Genomic DNA, 22,719 nt, shown 5'->3' with positions numbered 1-22,719 from the left:
AGTTTTTAATGCAGCTCTATTTGATTCCCCACTTTTTGTTGGGTTTCGGACCCAGTTCAATTTCCATGCGGCCTCCCTTAAAGAATTCTGAAACAGGAAACTGAAAGCTGTTCCAGGTGTTGCCATTTAATTTTACGTTCTGGATGTACATATCCCCGGGATTTTTTCTTTTTGCAACCATTTCGAAAACTTTTTCCGTTCCGGGATTTTCAGGTGAAGGAAAAGTGATTGCTGTTTTATCGAAAACCGGGCTGGTTATCTCCAGCATGGGCGTTTCGCCAACGCAGCCGTGTACATCAAATAGTCCGACTGCCATCAATACGCCAAGCGCCCCCATCTGTCCCTGGTCTTCATCGCCATTGTAGCCACTGTACGGATCGGTTCCGCCAAAGGCCAGGTCCTTCACCTGCCGGACCCAATACTGCGTTTTCCAGGGCGCACCGGCATAGCTGAACAGATGGGCCATTGCACAGGAGGGCTGGTTCTCGTAATCGACCCAACCGCTGCCATGGTCTCCGTGATCAGTGACAAACCTGAAAGGCTGTGCTTTTATAAAATTTGATTCCAGTCTATCGGCAAATGGCTTTCTTCCTCCCGAAGCCTGAATTAAGCCTTCCACGTTCTGCGGCACATAAAATGTGTAAGTGGCCGAAGTTCCTTCGATAAAGCCCGGCGCATTGAAAGCCTTGCCTGTTTCCTTGCCTTCTGCCACAGGCGAAAACGGGTCCATCCATTTTCCCGATTCGTGCCGCGGACGGGCCCAGCCCACCGAAGGGTCGAAAACATTACGCCAGTTTTCGGCCCGCTTAAAAAATAAGTCAGCATCTGCTGTCTTCCCAAGTTTTTTTGCCATTTGTGCCAGGCACCAGTCCTGGTAAGCATACTCAAGCGTCATGGACGTTCCGCCCTGGTGCCAGCCCCCTTTGCGCCCGGCAACTTCCACCGGAACGTAACCCAGGGTGGTGTACCAGTCCATACCCCCGCCCACAGGGTTCGGACCAACTTCGTAACCTGAACGGTCGCGTATTCCTCCCGGAAATGCGTTTTTCCGGGCTGCTGCATAAGCCAATCCGAGATCAAAAGTCGCCCTGCCGGTTGACATCAGCGCCGACAGCAGTGGCACTACCTGGTCGCCCACCATCACGAATGAATAATTCCCCCCCCAGGAACTGCGCGACATCGTTCCCGCATTGCGGTAATAATCCAGCGCCGATTCGGCAACCCAGTTCCCGATTTCAGGGTAAACCAGCGACCACAAAATATTCAGGTTCCAGTGGCTTCCCCACAAACCGTCCCATTCCATGAAATGTCGTTGCGGCTTACCATTTTTTACTGACACCTGCCTGACTATAGGAAACGGCCCGGTCCAGTCGGTGTACGAGCCGTCCACGTCGCTGGCCACTCTCCGGCCAACGGCGGTGTGCATCAGGTCGGTATAAAATTTCACCTGTTGGGCGTGGGCGCCACCTTCAATTCTAAATTTCCCCAGGTAATTATTCCAGGCCTCCTTTGCTTCTTGGGTAACCCGGTCAAAGTCCCAGTGTGGCACTTCTGTTTCCAGGTTCAAACGGGCATTTTGGGCGCTGACATGGGATATGGCTACTTTTAAAAGTACCTGGTCCCCTTTGTTCAGGTTACGATAGCTCAGGTAAACGCCGCTTCCTTTACCCTGAACAATTCCCGCATCAGGTTTTACAAGTTCAGCTACACTGTTTTCATCCTTTCTCGTCCAGCCGGCAAAGCCGTCAAACGGTTTGTTTGCCTGGGCTACAAAGTAGATGATGAACGGTTTTTTGCGCCTAAATGTCGGGGCCAGTACCGAATAGCCTTCAATCTCATTAGGCCCTGTCTGGCGGGCATAGGCGTAATCCATTTTTGTTGGCCCGAGGGTCACGCCCAGGTCAAACAGGATGTGGGCTTCATTGGCAGCAGGAAATGTGTAGCGGTGCATCCCCACCCGGCAGGTGGCCGTCAGTTCTGCTGTTATGCCATAATCTTCAAGATAAACTTTATGGTAGCCCGGTTTAACCACTTCCTTTTCGTGGCTGAACCGGGACTTGCCGGCTTCCAGCCCCAGGTGCCCTTTGCATTCTCCCGTTACCGGCATCACCGGAATACCGGCGGTTTGTGCATCATGGACATGTGAAAAATCAAAGATGAATTTCTCGTCATACTGGTATCCCGACCTCCATAAGTCTCCGTGTTTGGTATCCGGGCTTAGGGCTACCATGCCATTTGGGACTGTGGCCGAAGCAAAGAAATCGAACCGGCAGCCGACAGTATTGATCAAAGGATTGGCCAGGTCGGCGGGGGTTTCTGTTTCCTGGGCGTTACATGGCAATAAGGACCATCCTGTAACGAGGATCAGTAAAATAATGTCTTTTGTCAGTTTCATCATAAGCATTTTAGGTTATTTACACTCAAAAACAGCTTCTTGCATGTAATACCCCAAATGTACCTGTTACACGACACCTTATCCAATACCATTTTTGCAAGCCCTTGTACTATTTTTGCGAAAGATGTTCAGTTTGGCGTCGTACAACTGCCAGCCGGTAATGCGTTTCCCACCGCTGATCACCGGGCATTCGCCGGGATATGCTTTGTAGATGACTGTTTAAATTTCATAAAATGGTTCCTGACGGAACCATTTTATGAAATTTAAACAGTCACTAATTCATGGAGAAATAAACTCCGAAACGCCATGCTTTTTACAATGTGGCAAAATTCCAAAATAAAATAACGCGTTACCTATAGTCTTTAATCGCTATAGATACTGGTTGCCAAACAGATAGGTTATGTCCCGTAAAGTTCTGCCTTTTTCTTTGATGACAATTGAGCCATTCCCGACTTCAATTTTCCCGACACCGCTGTAATCTTCAGGTATTTTGGCCAGGAAAGCTGTGAAAGATTTACGGATAACTTCATCGGCATCAATAAATGCGTAGATATTCCGGTCAAATATTTTCCCCTTTTTAGCAACCACCGGGAAAGTTTCGTGAAGCCCGGTGGTTCCAAATTCCATCCCGTAAGCCACAGGAACGCCATTCTCCATCGAACGCCAAAAATTAATCCAGGGATAATCTTCTGTTTTCCACAAGTACCCCAGCATCAGTTTTTGTTCAGGATTACAAGCGGTTACCCAACCGTATTTGTCATTTTGGCTGAATACAAAAGACGATACGCATGGCCATTCATCCTGAAACTGCCGAAAGTTCACCGTTCCTCCGTTGTGAGTTGCTTCAGGCCATTTCAAAACAGGTTCTTCCTGATCGAGGCTGCCATCCATCTTATCTTCAAAACCTTTCTCGGTATTGTTGTCAATCAGTGTCGACCGGTTGAGAAACGGAGGGGCAATGGTAACATGCTGGACAATATTGAACATGCGGCCGTATTTATTCAGGTTCCTGATTTCCTCGGTCACGAAAAACACCGGTTCGTTTTCGGCCATCTCAATTTTTCTTGTCAGTTGCAGGCCTCCCATTGGCAAGCTGCACTGCATGGAACAAACGGTCAAACCGTCTTTGGTTTGTGGCCCTTGCAATATTTTCCATTCCTGGGAATTAACCTCTCCGTGATGGAGAAACCCATTGGCCCTCTCCGAATCTGTGGGCGGCCCCCAACGGTCGAAACAAAGCAAATGGCCCATTACACCGGGCTGGTCAGGGTGCTTGGTCAGAAAATTAATCGGGTTTATAGGCAAATCTTTAAAATGAAAATCAAAATAGGATCCCCCCATCAAATTTACCCGAAGCAATACCTTGTTGTTTTCTAATTCCATAATTTACAGACTTAAAACTTTTTCAGGATGTTTGGTTAACGATTTTTCTTTCTCTCGCCGCAATGGCAAAATTTCTCAGGTTCCTATTGCCCGTTATTAAACTCCTTGACCGCCTCGAACAGGGCGACAACGTTTTCAGGAGCCACGTCGGGCATGATGTTGTGCACGGTATTGAAGACAAAGCCTCCGCCCTTGTTGAAAACTTCAAGGTTGTGTTTCACATGGTCTTTGATCTCCTGCGGCGTGGCCCTGTTCAGTACGCTTTTCGTATCGCAGCCGCCGCCCCAGAAGGTCAAATCACGGCCAAATTCTTTCTTGAGCCGTTCGGGTTCCATGTTGATGGCATTGATCTGCACCGGGTTGATTACCTCAAATCCGGCGTTAATCAATTCAGGGATAAGCTCATAAATGCCGCCACAACAGTGAAGCATGGTGTGCGCTTTTGAATTGGCTTTTACGAAATCGCACAATTGTTTGTGCCGCGGGAAAAAGAATTCATGGTAGGTCTCGGTCGCAAAAAATGGCCCGGTGTTGGTGCCCAGGTCATCCCCGAATTTCAGGATGTCGACCACGTCGCCAACGGCCTCGCAAACTTTGGCCAGAAACGCCATATGCCTTTCCATCAACGCATCAAGCAAACGATTGACATTTTCAGGCTCCATGTACAGGTCCATCAAAAAGTTGTCGATCCGCCGCAGGAAAGTCCCCCATTCAAACAGGTTGCAGCCCACGCCCAACAGCAGGGCCTTGTCGGTTTTCGAGCGAAGGTCGATGGTCTTTTCCCTCAACATTTCCCAGAAATTGGGGTCGTCGGCCCAGTCGTAGGGAGTAAACCCCAGGCCGCCCCATACCACTCGCGACAAATCACGGCCTAAATCCCTGAAATTATCGGGATAGCCGTCAACATACGGAAAGATCAACTGGTCGAAAAAAGTAGCGCCCGATGGCATCTTGCCAATATACTCGCCGGTTTTTCCGGCGGCCAGCCAGCTCCCGTCGGGCTGCTGTTCGGGTTTGAACCAGTGGGGGTACAGCGCCGGGCTACCTTTGATCAGTCCCAACTCGTGCCAGTAATTTTCACCGGTATTGAAATGGCGGCCCACGTCGACCACATCGACCCCGAACAAATCAAGTATTTCCATGTCGGGCTGCGACAGTTGCTGCACCACATCGTGAGCATGATTTTTCAGGTGGCCTTTGCCTAAGTAGTTCAACAGGTTATGGTAGGCTACTACCGATATCCCCGAACTGCCGGTTGCCCCCAGGTCAACTGGAACACGGTCGGGCTGGCGGTGATTGATTGCTGATAAAATACGTTCTCTTGAATTCATAATTGATTTTTTTAAATTGTTGTGATATCTCTGATAAAAAAATTACCCAAATTTCAGGGCAAACCTGAACTGCATGTCCTCCCCAAACCACATGGTGTAATTGGTGCCCGTCAGGTTATTGACCAGGCAAAAATGGAGGCCACCGTTCATATCCGGCTGCTGGTTGTCGAAGCGTGATGGCGCCAGTTTTGGCGATAAAGCAACGCAGGGTGATGTTCCTGTTCATACAGAATTATTCCTCACTCTTCAGTTAATGTCTCGATATCTAGTAGGTAAATCGGCGAGTCGCAAGCCTCGACCGACACCACGCCTTCTCGTGCTGGCACCATGGTGTCATTGCCCATGAGGTCACGCACAGTCACCGTTCCGCTCGTCTGGCACACTCGCAGGCGCAACGGTTGGGTTTTCGCTGGATGGCTTTTCGATTGCCAGATTATTCCGGCCTTGGTGCCGTCGGGACGGTCCCAGACATAAAGGTTCGCGTCGGATTTCGACGGCACTTGAACAGGACGCCCGGCGCCCAGAGTGGAACTGATGGTGTGATAGGCTGCCGCCATCGGCTTGGGCGACCAGTCCATATCATAGACATAGTTGTTCACCAACAAACCGCTCTTAATCGTGGTGAACCAGTTGATATCGCGGACCCACGGCGCCGTAGCCAGAATTTCGATTTGGTTGACGACCAAATTGATTGCCTCTTTTTTCTCCACGTTGAAGCGGTCTGCACGGGTTGGCGCCCCATAACCGATCTCTGGAATCAGGCCGATGCACTTTGACAGATCAACATTGTTCCGGCGCAGCCCATCGGAAATGTTCTTCCACGTGAGGGCGTGCCTGATGTAGGTATTGATCGCCCAGCCCTGAACCTCGGCCGCGGTGCCGCCGGCCTCAAAAAACAGTTTGACCACGTTTGCGTCTGGATCGGTCGCTTGTCCGACCAAGAAAGTCACCTCGGGGCGTGCCGCCAGCGCCGCCTCGCGCGCGGCCAGAAACTCGCGGGTGTAATCTCGCATCGAGCCCTGGTAGCCCCACACCGCAGGCTTGTCATCCAATGTCTGATTCCGACGTCCCACTTCCTCGTTGCCGAAGGCGAAGACGGATATCTCGGGATAGGCCTTCACTGCCGCCGCAACATATTCCTTCCACGCAGCCATCTCCGGCGTGCCGTTCTCCGGCACCTTGCCAAACGGCTTGGGGAAGAAGGTGATGTAACCCTCGAAGCCGTACTTCTGCATCCCCGGCCAGACCTGATCATGGAAGCGTTGGCTATAGTTGCGGACATGGGCGATGGCTTTCGCGGTGTCTGTTCCATCGAGTGCCCAGAGCCTGCACTGGAGCCGGAAGCCCCGCACCCCCATCGCCCGCAGGGTCCGCAACTCCTGCTCCGTATAGCGGGCTTCGTCGGCATCTTGGCTAAAAGCACCTTGACCCGAGAGGCGTGGATGGAAGCAAAACGGATAAAGCGGGCTACGCCGGTCGGCGCGGTCGTTGGGCCGCCGCAAGCAGGCCCAGCGGATTACGCCCTTGCCGACGACGGCGCCGTCCTGCACCGCTTCCAGGTTGATCGAATAACAGCCGGAGAACTTAATCGGCGCGATCGGCAACTCGATGATCCTGGCCTCATAGGGATTCAGTGTGACGCCGCTGGACACATTGCCGAGCGAGGTCCCGGCCCAGTCGAACACTTCGCCCTTCAATTCGACGGTTCGGGCGACAGGGAGGTAGTTCTCCACCCACGCCTTTGGCGACGGCCAGCAGCCATCTTCGGCGAAATACAGGTTGTTGGTGTCATTGACGCTCGCCCACAATGAAATCGTGTTCGCCTGCTGCGCGCTACAAGGCACAAACGGCCCGGGGGTAACGACACCGCCCGCCAGGGCGGTATAGTTGAACGGCCGACGACCGGCTGGCGACACCTGGTCCGATTCCCACAGCCGCAGTCCGGCCATCTGGAAGACAACGAAGTTGTTCCTCTCCACTTTGCCCTTGAGATGGCCGTCCGCTGCCCTCCCCTTGCCCAGCTTTACCACCAGCCTCGCCGCCGTGGCCTGATCCGGCACCGGGAAGCGCATGGCGACAGGGAACCACTCTCCGTGACTGTTGACCCAATCGCCAAAAGGCCACCTGGCCTGACCGGCAGGAGGGAGCGCCTTGCCCTTGCTATTCTGGAATTCGACGATGAAGGGACTCTCATAGGGGGTCGCCTGGGCGTCGAACTTCACAAATCCCTGCAAACACAACTCCTTTGTGCCTTTCTTCAGGCAGGACGGCGGACTTTTCCAAGTACCGTCCTCCTGCTCACGCAACGCCAGCACCGCTTGGCCGGCCGGTCCCTTGCTATGCTCAGCACCCGCACCGGCGGAGACCCACTCCTGTGAATCCATCGCCGGCAACAAGTTGCGACCGTAGGCAAAGCCGGCCTCCGGGGTGGTCAGCAGGCGTCCGCCTGCGTCTTCCGCACTCTCCCCGCCTTTGCGCTCCTGCAACGCCAGCCCCGATATCTGCAGCGAACAGGGCGCCTTCCGGACCTCGGCCTTCAGTTCAACGCCGACCATGGCCGTGCCTTCGGCGCTAATAAAATCGGCGGCGACTTGGAGCGCAGCGCCGGACCTCAGCCCGTTCAACTCGACTTCACGCGTCAGATCGAATCCCCCCAGCAGCCGGCTCTGGACGCCGAGGTCGGTGCCGTCACGCCCCAGCATCCGCAGCACCAAGGTGCCGTTCAATTCTCCCTGGTCCTGCGTCACTTGGCAGGATATCCGCCCCGCCTTGCGCGGCTCGAAGGGGAATCGCCCCAATTGAATCGTCTGGCTCCCCTCCTTCGCCAGATCAAACTGCTTTCCGACAGCATGCGCCCCAGAGTCCGGTTGCGCGGCAGAGTCCTGGTCTATTTTTGTTGAATCAGGATTGGTCCATCCGACCCCCATCAGTTTTCGCGACATCGCCCCTCCGGGATGCCCGTTATCTTGTGCCTGAGAATAATTAACCCCTGTTTTCATCCCCACACGACCGCTCGCCTCGACCAGAGGTTTAAGAAGGTATTCACCGCGAGGGGTGGCTTCAATTATATCCCAACCAGTTATTTTTGAATCAGACAAGGCAAACCCGTCATGGTGCTTCGTTGTAGAAACAATGGCTCTTTTCGCCATCTGCACCCAAGCTTCCGGGTCGTATTTGACAGGGTTAAGCTCAGTATATTCATCCACCATGATTTTTGCACTGCTCAGAATCCGCTCTCCGATACAGGGTATTGCCTTCCCATCACATATCCCGGCTGAAACTGAATTGACACCCCAGTGGATAAACATTCCAAACCTGGCATCGGACCACCATTGCATACGATTGGCTTCCGTTGACATTTTCGCATCTTTTGGAACGCAAAAAGTCAATCCAAAAACCGAGACAATCACCATAAGCATTTTTACATTTTTCATACTATAATAATTTGTTTTTTAATGGTAAATACAAATCACAAAGGGCCTACCGGGAAGTCAGTCTTTTTTGTATTTGACCGTTTAACTGAGATGTCATCACAACAAGAATCGGCAACAACAGTTTCCCTGGTTTAATTGATTTTAACCTGATAATCATTTTAGTGTATCATGTGCTTTTAGCATCTTAACGTTACGTAATATTATTACTGCCTGTTCATCAACTCCCTGAGGACCTTTTACTCCGTTTATTTCCAATCGGTCAATGTTTTCGCAGATCAGAGCCGGGCGTTCATCTTCTTCCTGCGTACTAAACCGGATGTTATTCATAGTCATATCCTTTATGTAACGGCAGTATATACCAGAGCAGTTTGATAATTCTATCGGGTCGCCAACCTTTTCAGGAACCGGTTTGTCAACCATCTCCTTTTTGCCCCCGCCCACAGATTGAATGGTAATATTAGAAAGCATTATATTCTCAACCGGTTTTCCTGTATTACCTTGTATAAGCGAAGCAACATTCGGCTTTCCTACTTCAACAGCGCTCAGGTTGCTTATCTGCACATTTCTGATCGCCGCTTTGCTGCCTTGTACGCTCATCCATATCGGACATCTTACCCCCCTGATCGCCACATTCGAAATAACCAGGTTGTCAATCTCGCCATTCCCTGCAAACCAGAAACCCGACAGCGAATCGTTTGTGCCATGCCATTGGTTGTGGGTAAGGAGGTACTGTTCTTTTGAAGGTGTTTCATGGGTGCGGTGCTTGTAAAGGCCGGGGCCCGAAATCGTAAGGTTGGAGAAAACCACATCTTTCAGTCCTCCTCTATAGTTCCTCATCCCGTTGCAGGATGAATTCAGCGTGCAGTTGGAAACCACTACCTTTTCCCAGCCGCCACCGGCTATCGAATCATCTCCGGTCATAAACCGGCAGTCGGTGATCAGAAAGTTTTTACAATCGAACAGGTCGATGCCATCCCAGCCGCCGGTTACCGTGACTCCGCGCAAACTGCCGTTGGAACACCCGTCCATGAGGTGGGCATAATTACCCGCGTCTTTCACAAAAATGTCCCTTACGGATATACCTTCGCATTTATCGAAAAAAATGGCGTGCGGCCCGCGCATCTTTTCTTCTCCGTGCGGATTGAACACGTTGTTCCCGTTGACGACACCCCGTCCGGATATTTCTATGTTGCTGATATTATGTCCTTCAATCAGGGCTGCATGCCATTGACTGTTGTTTTTACGTTCCATATCCAGGACATCCTGATAGTCGTCCATATTTTTGCTGCCCAATATCATTGCGCCTGCTTCAATATGAAACACCATGTTACTTTTCAGATGAATTGTTCCGGAAAGATAAGTTCCCGGTGGGACAACAACTGTTCCTCCCCCGTTTGCATTGCAGGCCTCAACCGTTCTATTAATTGAATCGGTATCAAGAATTACGGCATCGCCTGTCGCTCCAAAATCTTTCACGTTATATACGCCGTTCAGCGATTTTTGAGGAATGGCATCTTTTTTATCCTTTTTCAAATTTCCTTCACCAGTTTCTTGTCCCGGGGTTGTGCCGGCCAGAATAGGCGTAACTGACATGCCCGTTGCAACAAGGCTTCCTGTAAGCATAAACCGGCGCCTGGAAATTTCATTCACATTCATTGGGCTACCTGTTTTGTCAGATTTTTCTGCGGAATATTTTTTCTTTTCCATTTTTTAAAATTGTTTAAAAAAAACATCAGGGCTGCATGTTTACAGCTATAACGACCTGTTTAATATCCATTCATTTAAGACAGGCAATTCTCCTTTCGCCCCTTTAATATATAATCGGAAATAACGCGCTGCCACCGGCTCAAAATCTTGCGTATGTCCGCAACCGGTAGTCTTTCCGCTGATTACATCTACCCATTTATCTCCTTTCCTGCATTGAAGTGTAAATTTCTGACTGTGGTTATCCCAGGGATGCCAGGGTTCAACTATCGAAAAATTTTCAATACTGACCTCTTCCCCCAGGTCAACTTCAACCCAGGGATTACTATCATCCGGTTTAGGTTTCCACGCATTTTTTGGGTTTCCGTCAAATAGGTCGGCCACTGAAACACCGGTATCTACCGAGGATGCCGTGCCGGTCTTCCCTTCGCTGGGTATTGGTTTTACATTGGGTGTGCCTTCAAACTGTAGGGCTAGAACAGAGAGAATACTGTCGGGAGCTTCTGCCGGGACTTTTATTTCAATTCGTTCTCCATTTTGCTTCAATTCAAGTTTAGGTTTTGGATCGGCAAGTAAACAGGCGCTTAACGCTTTATTTTGCATCGGCACTTTCAAAATACCGTCTTCCGGCCATTTTATTACATGCAAAAAAAGTTTTTGGTCTTTCTGTGTTGCTCTTCCCCAAGGCAAATACGGGAAAGGACTTGCCTTCGTCTCATAAATAGCTTCCTGATTGACTTTCATCCAATTGCCAATTTGGTTTAACCGTTCGACGCTGGCCGAAGGAATTTCCCCTTCAGCGGTTGGACCAACATTCAGTAAGAAATTGCCCCCTTTCGAAACGATTTCGGAAAGTTTCAGTATCAGGTCTTTGGTCGATTTCCAGTTATTGTCGGTTGATTTATATCCCCAGGTGTCGTTCATGGTCATGTTCACCTCCCAATGCCGGTTCGGAAAACCGGTTGCAGGGATAAATTGCTCCGGGGCTTCCGCGTCACCATCAACACCGCCACCAAGGCGGTTGTTTGTAATTATCTTCGGGTATTTTTCGAGAATGGATTGGAATTTATTCGCCCGCTCGGGAGTCATTTCCTGGGGAGTATCCCACCACAAAATATCAATATCCCCGTAGTTTGAAAGTATTTCTTTAACCTGAGGAACTGCGATCTTATCAAGATATTCATCAAAGTCCCCTTCCTGTGCGGGATCCCAGTGTCCGCGATGCGTGGCAGAGTATTGGTCAATTTTTGTCGAATCGGGGTTGGGCCACCCAACCCGCATCAGTTTCCGAGATGCTGCACCGCCCGGGTGCACCCAGTCCTGTGCCTGAGAATAATAAAACCCTATTTTTATCCCCTCGCGCCTGCAAGCTTCAACAAGAGGTTTAAGCAAATCTTTTCCGTAAGGAGTGGCGTCAACCATGTCCCAGTCGGTTACTTTGGAATCAAATAATGCAAACCCGTCGTGGTGCTTCGTTGTAATAACGATGTATTTCATCCCGGCCTTTTTTGCCAACCGCACCCAGGCCTCAGGATCGTATTTAACCGGGTTAAACTTAGCCGCGTACGCACGGTATTCGGCAACAGGGATTTTTGCACGGTTCATAATCCATTCCCCAACATACGATATTTCCTTTCCATCGTAGATTCCGGCTGGCACCGAATAGACACCCCAGTGGATAAACATTCCGAATCTGGCATCGGCCCACCATTGCATACGGTCACCGTCTGTTGTTTTTTTTACGTCTTTTGAGGTACAAAAAGTCGTTACAAAAATCAGGACAATCGCTATAAGCATATTTACTTTTTTCATCGCATTAAATTTTTTCATGATTGTATTTTTTGACAGTTTCAATGAATGTAAAAATGTTTTTTTCTGACGTAGTTGGAGGAATCGCGCACCCCGCATTTAAAATGAAGCGGTTTGTTTTTCCGAATATTTCCAGCAGTTCGGTTGTCTTCTGTTTTACTAGTTCAGGCGTACCCAGTGCAATAACCCCGCTTGGATCGATGTTCCCGATAAATGTCGCTTTGTCGTGCAGGATATCGAATGCTTTATGGGTATCTGTTTTGTAATCAATCTCAAAAGCGTCGGCGCCGGTTTTAAGCATCAGTTCCAGTATCAGGTCGGTATTGCCGCAAATGTGCAGCGCGTATGGCAACCCGCTTTTGTGGGCTTCGTCAACAACCCTACTTTCGTATGGAATAGCAAATTCCTCGTACTGTTCAGGCGAAATCATGGCTGGTCCGGCCACACTGTCGCCGTTTGATACCATGTGCGCGCCTGCCTGTGCCATTAGCCGGATAAACTGACAGGTGGCATCCGTGCAGTAATCCAGCAGTTCGCCCAACTGCTCTGGGTGAGCCAAATAAAGATCCAGCATCAGGGCGTCAATCCCCCTTACCATACTGGCAAGTGAAAAGGGCGCCTGGTCGCAGTTACCCCTGACCAGTATTTCATTTCCGAAATGCTCCCTTAACAAACGGACCGACTCAAGCCAGTTTTGGATGTACCTGTAATTTTCAACTTTTGGCAGCTTTAGTTTTTTGATATCTTCCAATGAATCCAGTATCCCGCGAAGCGGCCTGGCCGGTTCGTCTTCCGGGAAATCGACCGGAACCCCGAGGCTACCGGCCAGCGTTACAGTATCCACGTCAACCAGGATGCCGTCATATCCATATTTCTCAATTGCTTTAATAAAAACTTCTGCTATTATTTTAGGATTTTCCCTGAATTCCCTCATAGAAATGCCTATTTCTCTGGCTGCCAGCATAAAATTATGCAGCATAACCGGCACCCGGTCGTGCGGTTCGCCTTTCAGCGCCGCCATTGTTCTTTCATATCCATTCATACTATTCTTCTTTATTTGTTGTCAACATATCCTGTTTCCAGGTTTCTTCCATTTGTTCCAGGGTTTTTCCCTTAGTTTCAGGAACCATCTTCCATATAAAAAAGAAAGACAGAAGGGCCATTCCCCCGAATATCAGGAACGAAAGGGAATGGTGGAACTTTTCGACCAGCCAGGGGCTTCGGTCAAGTAAGGGAAAAGTGGAAGAAGCCACGTAATTCATGATCCACTGCACGGCCACGGCGATTGCCATTGCTTTGCCGCGGATGGCATTCGGAAAAATTTCGGACAGCAACACCCAGGTAACCGGGCCCCACGAAAAGGCAAAAACTGCCACAAAGCCCAAAACGGCTACCAGCGACATGATCCCCAAGTGATTAGTAAAAAAAGTAAACCCCAGTATAAACATGAAAAGTGTCATGCAAGCCGAACCGACCAGCAGCAGAGGTTTACGGCCTGCCCTATCGACGGTGGAAATGGCAATAATGGTAAACAGTACATTCACTGTCCCTACCAGGATGGCCCTGAACATCGACGAATCGGCGCTGCTTCCCATGTTCCGGATAATTTCAGGGGCATAGTACATCATCACCTGGATACCGGTCAGTTGCTGAAAAACAGACAAAAGTATCCCGATGATCAGCACTTTCTTCCCGAACGAAAGCAGTCTGCCGGAATGATGATGCTCCAGCGACGATTTAATTTCGTCGAACTCCTTTCTCGCCCCTTCCTGTCCGTTTAAGCGTGAAAGGATGTCAAGCGCCTTTTCCTCTTTCCCCGAAATCGCCATCCAGCGCGGGCTTTCCGGCACAAACCAGAGCAAAACAAAAAATAAGGCCGCCGGGAAAGCCATCGAGGCAAACATCCAGCGCCAGCCTGAAGCGGTGTCCCAGGCTTCGTCGCCGATGAGGGCGATCCGGTAATTCACAATGTACACAACCAGTATGCCCAGGGTAATGGCCAACTGGTTCCACGACACCAGTTTGCCCCTAATGCCAGCAGGCGAAACCTCCGCAATGTACATGGGCGAAAGCACCGAAGCAAGCCCGATGCCGGTCCCTCCCATAATCCGAAAAAAGATAAATGAAAGCATCGCTGCTTTGCTCCCCGCAGGGATGACCCCCATTTCAGGGATAGCCGAACCAAGGCTCGAAACCAGGAACAACAAGGCTGCCAGCAACAACGAACGCTTCCGTCCGAACTTCCGGCTGAAATATCCGCCCATTGTGCTTCCTATCACACAGCCAATCAGGGCGCAGGCAACAATAAACCCGAGCAGCGTATTGGCCGCTTTCTCCGGAAGCCCCATCGGAACGATAAAATAGCGGTTCAACGATTCAACCGCCCCGGAAATCACCGCCGTATCGTACCCGAACAGGAAGCCGCCCAAAACGGCAACAAAGGCGATACTGTATATTTTTTTCGATTTTTCCATCATGCCCCCTACTTTAACGTTACTGTTTCCTTCAGCCTGATGTCTTTTGAAGAACTGCCTGCCAGGATTTCAAATTCTCCAGGCTCTGTCACCCATTGATGCTTTTCAGGGTCATAAAATGAAAAAGCGCCGCGTCCGAGTTTCATGGTAACTGTTTTAGTTTCGCCAACTCCAAGCGCGACTTTTGAAAAAGCTTTCAACTCCTTTACCGGGCGTGGCAGCGAGCTTTGCTTGTCAGAAACATACAGTTCGACCACTTCTTTCCCGGCAACCGGCCCTGTGTTTTTTACATCCAGCGAAACTACCAGCGTGTCGCTTGCCGTAAATTCCTTTTTTACCTGCAAATTACTGTACTCAAAACTGGTGTACGACAGGCCGAACCCGAAGGGGAACAAAGGTTCGATGCCACTTTTGTCGAAATGCCGGTACCCCACAAAAATACCTTCGGAATATTGCACCCGTTTGTCGTTGTCGTCATCGTAATAACTCCGGTAAACCGCATTGTCTTCCCATTTCTTTTCGACGGAATACGGAAGCTTACCGCTGGGGTTTACTTTCCCGAAAAGCGCCTCGGTAATAGCCTGTGCCCCTTTTTCGCCCGGATAACCGGCGTGCAACAGCCCTGCTACATGATCGATCCAGTCGGCAATGCCAACATTTCCTCCGGCATTCACGATTACAATCGTATTTTTATTCGCCGCGGCAACCGATTTAATAAAATCAACCTGCTCTTCGGGCAGCCCAAAAGGCCTGTCTTTACCTTCTTCTTCGGTAGTGTTGTCGAAACCGGCAAAAACCAACGCCACGTCGGACTGCTTCGCAAGCGATATCGAATTTTCAACCAGATTCTTCTTTTCCTTGCCAATCCCAATACAGGTAATGCCCATATCGGCCCAGGTACCCCCTTCAAAAAATTCAAAGCCAATATCATATAGTTGTCCTTCCCGGAGCCAAACTTTTTTCCATGCAGTTTTATCGCTTTGGTACCGCCACTCATCCAACAATGGCTTTCCGTCAAAAGTCAACCGGTACCCGTCACATCCCCGTACCGCAATAACATAGTCGCCGGTTCCCGTCGCTTTGTATTTTCCGGTCCATCGGGCAGAAATATTGTGCGGCCGTACCCCAACCGGGAGCGTGCCTTTTCTCCATATATTATTGAGGGTTTTGCTGTATATGGTTGCAACAGGATTACCTTCAAATTTGGTATTATTAAAGAATTCCCCTTTCAGTCCTTCGCCTTCAAACACGGTATTCGCGTAAAAATCATCCGGTAACCGGTCAAACGCGCCCGGCGATGAAAGCACTTTAACCTTGTCGCCAACGAACTGCGTGATTGCTTTCAAAACAGAGGTTGGCTCGTAAGGTAATAAGTATGAGCTTCCCCCGCCGCCGGTAACCGGAATTTCGCAATTAGGCCCAAGCACGGCAACAGATTTGATTTTCCCGGCATCCAAAGGCAGTACCTTTTCTTTGTTTTTCAGGAGAATAATCCCTTCTCGTGCGGTCTCAAGGGCGATGTGGAGCGGAACCTGGTGATCGATCTCGTATTGGTTGTGAAGTTTCGCGGTGTCGTCCATGAACTTGAAACGGTAATACATCCGGAGTATCCTCCTGATTTTGTCGTCGATAACCGACTCTTTGACCACACCTGATTTTACTGCGCCTGCCAGCGTATCTTTACACATGTGGGCGGCAGACGGCATCTCCAAATCAAGACCGGCATTTGCCGAAGCCACCCCGTTGTGGGTGGCGCCCCAGTCTGACATGATAAATCCCTGAAAACCCCAGTCCTTTTTCAAAACCTGGTTGATCAGGTAGTCGCTCTGCGAGGTGTAAACGCCATTCAAAAGATTGTATGCCGTCATAAAACAGGCAACTTTGCCTTTCTCAACAGAAGTTTTAAATGCCGGAAGATAAATTTCCTGCAGGGTACGTTCGTCAATATCAGAACTTACGCGGCTACGGGCGAATTCCTGGTTATTTCCAGCAAAATGTTTGGCAGTTGCCATCACGCCTTCGCTTTGGATTCCAAGGATGTAAGCAGCAGCCATTTGTCCTGAAAGAAACGGGTCTTCGCCACAGTATTCGAAATTGCGGCCACACATGGGCGCCCGGTATATGTTCATGCCGGGATATAGCCACACGTGCGCCCCCTTTGACCTGAATTCCATACCGATCCCTTTGCCAACGCTTTTAATCAGGGTTGTATCCCATGTCGAGGCGCAATTAATCGGCGCCGGGAATGACGTGAGCCTCCCGTATTCCCTGACAAACGTCGGCCCGTCGGGCATCATGATTTCCGGGATGCCAAGCCGTGGCAACGGCCTGATATTATAGTCCTTGAGCCCCCCGATCATTTCAATTTTTTCTTCGAGGGTCATTTGCCCGATGATTGAGTTGATTTTTGACTCTACAGCCCGTTGGCTATCGGACACTTTTTGGAGAGTGCAGGAAAAAAGGTTAATCGATAAGCAAAAAATTAAAAACGTTCTCATGGTATTTTAAGTTTAGTTGGCCATTCTTCCGGGTATTCAATAATTTCCCCCATACTCGTAAGCGCTAATATTGGGGGGCAAACCTTTAAACCACTCGGTAACACCGGGAATGACAGTTCCTGCATCGATGTACGGAGAGCCTACCCTCAAACGAAAGTCATGATTTATCGTACAGGCAGACATGACATTTTCTTCCATGAAGTTATTTCCTGTTTTTGCCGGACCGAATGTATCGGGCATAAGAAAAATATTATTGTATACTTTTGTATCTGCCCAGTATGGTTGGCATATACTTAGATTCCAATCCTTGTCGGCTGAATTAATGGATATGGTATAATTCCATAACGTGTTGTTATATATCTGGTGATGATTGGGACTTAAGCCTGGTTTAGGATTATTCAATTTTATGCCTTTCGGTGATTTTCCGGTTTTTACATTCCAGATCGCCTTGTGGTGAACAATAAAATTTGATGAATAATCGTCCAGGTACACAGCTCCGCAGCCATGTAATTTATTGTTGTTCCCGTTATAATGATCGTGAAGCCAATTGTAGGCAACTACCGTTCCTTCGCCATTGGTCTGACCGTCGAAATAAATCAATCCGCAATCCATCCTTGCTAGTCCGGCATTATATACTTCGTTCGAGTCAATAACTGATGGCTCTTGTGTTCTCTTGATATCAATGCCATGGCGCTGCGAGTCATGCAGGGTGTTTCTCCTGATCAGGTGATTGCCGTGGTTCACGATAACTAAGGTGTAATTGGAACCAGCCCAGCCAACATCATGGAATTCACAATTGTATACCTTATTATTTTCCCCCATTTGTGAAAAGCCGTTGCTCCACGAGTGCACTATCTCGCTGTTTTTCATGGCATTATGTGAACCACTAATAAGAATTCCCTTCCTTTGTAATCCAAGAGGAAGTGCCGAGGGTCTCCCCGGCACAGTATGATATACCGAACCAGAACAATGGACTTTGCAGTCCTCTACCAGAGAATATGTGGAATCATCCATATTGATTTTGGCAGTGAACACCGTTATCTTCTTCAGATAGATATAACTAAGGTTAGACAGGTCAAATCCGCAATTACGTACCCGGGCTTCCACCTGAAACTGGTTGGGATACTTTTTTCCGACCGACATGAAATAAAGAGTACCGCTTTTCCAACACCGTTCACCTCCCAAATCAATTAATCCGGGAACACCCATCAACCAGCCTCCATCCACAATGTAATCCGGCATTTCTATATATTTGTCCTGTTCCCAAACACTGTTCCACCACCCGTTCCCCCTTGAATCATCCTTGAATACCGTAACGCAGGTCCAGTCAACATTCTCAGAGGGATTGGCTGTGTCAAGCTTAGGGCGAAGCATATCGAACCCCTTTACCAGATCGTACGTAATGTTTTGGTGGCGGGCCCACAGCATGTATTGCCGGTTGACAAACAAGTCTTTGACCGTATCTTTGCCTGCCTTTTTGTAAATATCCCCTTTATACCTGAGCCATCCTTCCTCTACTTCGCCGCCGTGAGCGATAACCTCGCCACCACGGAACACGGTAAATATAAGCGGTTTGCCTTCAACACCCGAATTGGCCTGCCGCACCATTTCATAGTAAATCCCTGCGTGAATGTAACAGGTATCGCCGGGAGACATGACTTCAGCAGCCTTTTGAATGGTTTGGTAAGGGTTGGCTAACGAGCCTGTGTTGGCGGCATCGTTCCCGATAGTGGCAACATGGTATGATTTTGCAAAAGTAAATGCCGGAATTAAAAATCCGGAACAACAACCGAACAAGAACATATAGATTATCAGTTTCTTTCTCATTTCTTTTTATTTTTATTTTTTCTGGCTCTGGAACCATATCTGGTGGGCGTAAAGCGCCTTTAAAGCAAAATACAGGTTTTGGGCAGAAGCGCTTAATGCTGCAACCTTTTCGGCATCCTCAATCCCGGCAAGGAATTCGGCCTTCGAGCCGTGTTTATATTCGCCTGCATCTGCACCTTCGACAGCGCTACTGTAAAGTTTCTTTGCTGAAACAACCGCTTTGCGTAAAGCACTGTTGCTTATTCCACTATCTTCAATAACCCGGAACTCGTCGAGGTAATAGGGCGTACCGGCAGGGCTGTCGGTCTGGACAAACAATTTGACCATCATTGATGGTTCATCGCCGGAATAGTCAAATTCACCTTCAAGCTGTTTCCAACCATCCGAAGAGACATCCTCCTCTTCCAACCTTATCAGTTTTGAATTCGCCCCCTCGCCCATTTTCGCATATAAAAAGGCCTCACCATCTTTTCCCGAACCAAGCTTTACCCATGCAGAAACCCGGTAGTGCATTCCTTTCCAGGCACGAATGACCTGAAAAACATGTCCCGCGGCAACCGATGGCGTTATTTCGGCAGAAGCGCCTTCCCGGTAATGCTCTTTCCAAACCCTGTTCCACCTGGCATTCTCGGTTATCCACACATTTTCCTGCCTTGTTTCAAAACCGGGGTTCCGGATAAGGTTAAAACGTTCTTCACAATCCCAGAGATCGCGATAAGGCTCCTCCAACCCGGCATTAGCTATAATTTTGACCGCTTCGCGCGGCCATACGGCATCTGGGAAAACATTCCACTGGTAGGTATTGGTTTCTGGCCTCCACTTGCCAATCATATCACCCGGCACCCAATGATTAGTCTTATCGGTTGTCACATAATTGTTGATAAACCGGAGGTTTTCACCCGCATTGGTATGATGGACGGTGGGAGCCCTGCCCTTGTTCCAAACCGGAGGGCTGTCTTTCAGGTCCACCACATTATTCCGCGCCAGCCACCAGGTCGAATAGTTGTCAGGATATATCGCCCCGGCATGGGTAAGCTGATTAAGGATGTAATTCCCTTGAACCGTGTAGGCAGGGTTTTCTTCATTCCCTAACGGATTTGCCCCGAGTGCATAAATAGCCCCCAGATCGTAAATAGTCGTAATCCCCAGGTCGTGGATGTAATTGTTTTCTATAATAATATGCTCATTATTAGTTCCGTGACTGTGCCATGACATGTGAATTCCTATATAAGGAATCTCACCTATCTCGTTGTGCCCGATAGATATATTCTTGCCTTGTGCAGCCGAGATAGCGGTAGAAGGACGGTATTCAACACCAATCTTTCGGATATAATTATTGCTGATCACTACATTCTCGAGGTCCAGGGGATGACCACCACTCTCTTCAATATTCATTCCGCTACCCGACAGATCAACAAACTTGTTCCCCGTGACCTTTATATCACTAATCCCGTCGCGCATGAACAGCCCCGTACTACCGAGCATGGTGAATGTATTCCGAATGAACATGATCTCCTGAGCAGTTTTAACTGTAACTGCCGCTTCAGGTAACCGGAAACCATCATCCCGTATGGTGTTGTTTTGATTGGCGATGTGACATTTGACCATGTTTGGACGAAGCCAACCGGCATATTCGAATGTTATTCCCTCGAAACTGACGTTTTCAAACCGTTTGTCCGGGCTGCCTCCCGTTGCAGTCAGAAGTTCGTCCACAACAGGGACAATTACCAAGGCAGCTGACATATCTTCTCCGCTGCGCGGCTTGTAAAACAAATCGCCTGTACTGCGGTCCAAATACCATTCGCCGTCCGAATCCAGAAGTTCATACGCATTCTCCATGTATTTCAGGTTGGATGGAGACCTAAGTCTCGTCCCTAACCCGCTAGCAGTAGAAAATTGCCAGGCAGCAGGGTACATCTCAATTTTTGCCTTATTATTCCCAATGGTAATGCTATTAACCTTCATACGGTGTTCCGTCCATTGTTCATGATAGATGAATTCAATATCCTGAATATTTTTCCAGTTTGCCATAAACGTATCGGTCGTGGTATGCCCATAATCTGTTTCGATGGTTAAATTGGCAGGAATACTTTCGCTTCGGGCAACTATCGCCCGTTGCCCGTTAACGTAAAGTTGCCGTGTGTCAACACCTTTACCAATATTGGTTTTGTAGATGTTCAGCTTTGTATCATGCAACTGCCAGCCGGTGATGCGTTTTCCGCCGCTGACCACCGGGCATTCGCCGGGATAGGCCTTATAGCTGATCTTGTGCCCGTCTTTGCCCGAATCGCGTTCGTCGAAAGTCAATACACTTGTCCGTACCGTATATGCCTTTTCGTCGGTGCCAACCTGCCTGACAGTATATCTGTCGGCGTAATTGTATTCGCCCCCACGAAGGTAAACGGTAATATCGCCTGGCATTGACTGACGGTTTTGGCGGATCTCGTTGCGCGCCTTCTCAATGGTCAGGAACGGAGCTTTCACACTTCCGGAGTTCGAGTCCGATCCTCTTACCGGATCGACATACAGAGTTGTAACTCCATTAACCGCTGCAACCAAGGACACGGCTTTTCCTGTCAGGAAAGCTGCCAGCAGAATTATATTTAATTTATTCATATCTACTTTCCATTACTGTTGATAAATTTCGTCTGCGTGTGTTCGTCATTTCAGTTTGAGTTAAGTCCTTTTCTTCAACGCTTTACTGGGATAACGATATTACGACCCGAACCTCCTTTTGCCTTTTCGTCGATAATGGCAAAAATGGCATGGGTAACAACGCCGTCCTCAATCAATAACTGGACGCGCTCAAGCCTTTTCATCGTTTCCTTGCGCCCGTCGGCCCAGGTAATCGTGCGCGAATATCCCTTCGGGTTGTCTGCCAGTTTCCAGTTAATCCCATCCGAGGAAACAGCGTGGATGCCGCCGCCATTTTCCCCGATCAGCTGGACTCCCGCATCAAACACTTTGCACAGGAGGTGAAACCCTTCTTTGTCGTACCAGATGCAGGCATCTTCAACATTCGAGTTCTTCGTTCCGGTAAACGGAAGGATCGCCTCTTCGCTCACGGGTTTGTAAGGCCCCATGTAATTATCGGCCACCGCCACTCCCAGGCGAAAATCAGGGCCAGGAAAAGTACCGTCTTTGGCATGCCCGGAACGGGTGCTTTTGTAAACCAGGAACACTTTTCCGTCGGGCATCACACAAGGTGCGGCATTTGATGTGATCTGGTTGTCCCAGCGTCCCGGACGCGGCTCCAGGATCGGTTCGTCCAACCTCTTCCACGGCCCTTTTACTGACGTCGCCGTAGCCAGGCCGATACGCTTGTTGGCCCATGCTACATTGTAATTCCTGTCTGTGTATGTCGTCCCGGTATAGTACAACAGGTATGTATCCTTATATTTGTGAATTGTCGGATTGGTGGTACACAGTCCATCCCAGTACCGTGTACCACGCTTCGGTAAAACCACATCTTCAAACTGATAGGGGCCAACAGGATTATCGGATGAGGCAAGCACAACTTCCGAATCGAGTGCCCAACTATAACTTTTGCCCTCGGGCCAACGGGAGGCAAACATGTAATAACGTCCATCCTCGCCTTTGATCACAGAACCGCACCAGGTCACAAACCCCGGCATCTGGAAACCGCTGTTCAGCGGCACCGGAAGAAAACGGTCGGAAAACGCCTCGTCCGGACTGGTAACACCGGCTTCCTGAGATGAAACCGAAAATACCCCAAGAAAGAAAAACGTAATTGTTGCCAGACAAACCTGACATACACTCATTTTCTGGACTGACAATTTACTTATGGCCAGTTTCCCTTTAATCAATTTTTGTATCATTTTAGTTTTATCTTTTATGGTAAAT

Annotated in this window: 13 protein-coding genes; 1 reads left to right on the top strand and 12 read right to left on the bottom strand. The window is 49.2% G+C overall.

All coding sequences use genetic code 11. The annotated features are described in order from the left end of the window. Positions 1–16: 16 nt before the first annotated feature. The 3 genes from AC6H3C_RS07745 to AC6H3C_RS07735 all read right to left on the bottom strand — a co-directional run bounded on the left by AC6H3C_RS07745 (position 17) and on the right by AC6H3C_RS07735 (position 5,109). On the bottom strand, positions 17–2,398 hold the full coding sequence (locus AC6H3C_RS07745; protein ID WP_497520154.1) for a GH92 family glycosyl hydrolase: 2,382 nt from the start codon (positions 2,396–2,398) through the stop codon (positions 17–19). A gap of 366 nt (positions 2,399–2,764) precedes the next feature. Next, complete coding sequence (locus tag AC6H3C_RS07740; protein ID WP_497520153.1) at positions 2,765–3,778, bottom strand: hypothetical protein; 1,014 nt, start codon at positions 3,776–3,778, stop codon at positions 2,765–2,767. Between the two features lie 83 nt (positions 3,779–3,861). Continuing rightward, complete coding sequence (locus AC6H3C_RS07735) at positions 3,862–5,109, bottom strand: uroporphyrinogen decarboxylase family protein (protein WP_497520152.1); 1,248 nt, start codon at positions 5,107–5,109, stop codon at positions 3,862–3,864. A 21-nt stretch (positions 5,110–5,130) separates the two neighbouring features. On the opposite strand from AC6H3C_RS07735, the gene AC6H3C_RS07730 reads away from it, so the two are divergent. Then, complete coding sequence (locus tag AC6H3C_RS07730; RefSeq protein ID WP_497520151.1) at positions 5,131–5,286, top strand: hypothetical protein; 156 nt, start codon at positions 5,131–5,133, stop codon at positions 5,284–5,286. Between the two features lie 62 nt (positions 5,287–5,348). Here the strand turns inward: AC6H3C_RS07730 and AC6H3C_RS07725 are convergent, their stop codons facing one another. The 9 genes from AC6H3C_RS07725 to AC6H3C_RS07685 all read right to left on the bottom strand — a co-directional run bounded on the left by AC6H3C_RS07725 (position 5,349) and on the right by AC6H3C_RS07685 (position 22,694). Beyond that, entirely contained in the window at positions 5,349–8,543 is a 3,195-nt protein-coding gene (locus AC6H3C_RS07725; protein ID WP_497520150.1) for an alpha-L-fucosidase, read from the bottom strand. 153 nt (positions 8,544–8,696) lie between these two features. Continuing rightward, on the bottom strand, positions 8,697–10,250 hold the full coding sequence (locus AC6H3C_RS07720; RefSeq protein WP_497520149.1) for a glycoside hydrolase family 28 protein: 1,554 nt from the start codon (positions 10,248–10,250) through the stop codon (positions 8,697–8,699). 45 nt (positions 10,251–10,295) lie between these two features. Further along, the gene (locus AC6H3C_RS07715; RefSeq protein ID WP_497520148.1) at positions 10,296–12,077 is read right to left on the bottom strand and encodes an alpha-L-fucosidase; all 1,782 of its coding nucleotides are present in this window, start codon (positions 12,075–12,077) and stop codon (positions 10,296–10,298) included. After that, on the bottom strand, positions 12,064–13,098 hold the full coding sequence (locus AC6H3C_RS07710; RefSeq protein ID WP_497520147.1) for a uroporphyrinogen decarboxylase family protein: 1,035 nt from the start codon (positions 13,096–13,098) through the stop codon (positions 12,064–12,066). Before AC6H3C_RS07710 ends, AC6H3C_RS07715 begins: the two co-directional genes overlap by 14 nt. Position 13,099: 1 nt before the next feature. Continuing rightward, positions 13,100–14,533: a D-xylose transporter XylE gene (xylE, locus tag AC6H3C_RS07705; protein ID WP_497520146.1), complete on the bottom strand. Its 1,434-nt coding sequence runs from the start codon at positions 14,531–14,533 to the stop codon at positions 13,100–13,102. 5 nt (positions 14,534–14,538) lie between these two features. Then, on the bottom strand, positions 14,539–17,028 hold the full coding sequence (locus AC6H3C_RS07700) for a glycoside hydrolase family 3 C-terminal domain-containing protein (protein ID WP_497520145.1): 2,490 nt from the start codon (positions 17,026–17,028) through the stop codon (positions 14,539–14,541). Positions 17,029–17,064: 36 nt separating this feature from the next. Beyond that, the gene (locus AC6H3C_RS07695; RefSeq protein ID WP_497520144.1) at positions 17,065–18,855 is read right to left on the bottom strand and encodes a right-handed parallel beta-helix repeat-containing protein; all 1,791 of its coding nucleotides are present in this window, start codon (positions 18,853–18,855) and stop codon (positions 17,065–17,067) included. A 12-nt stretch (positions 18,856–18,867) separates the two neighbouring features. Next, on the bottom strand, positions 18,868–21,471 hold the full coding sequence (locus AC6H3C_RS07690; RefSeq protein WP_497520143.1) for a right-handed parallel beta-helix repeat-containing protein: 2,604 nt from the start codon (positions 21,469–21,471) through the stop codon (positions 18,868–18,870). A 74-nt stretch (positions 21,472–21,545) separates the two neighbouring features. After that, the gene (locus AC6H3C_RS07685) at positions 21,546–22,694 is read right to left on the bottom strand and encodes a glycoside hydrolase family protein (protein WP_497520142.1); all 1,149 of its coding nucleotides are present in this window, start codon (positions 22,692–22,694) and stop codon (positions 21,546–21,548) included. Between the last annotated feature and the right edge of the window lie 25 nt (positions 22,695–22,719).

Source organism: Gaoshiqia sp. US2, assembly GCF_059705485.1.
The sequence above is the reverse complement of the archived record's forward strand: the minus strand, read 5'-3'. Positions and strand labels throughout refer to the sequence as shown.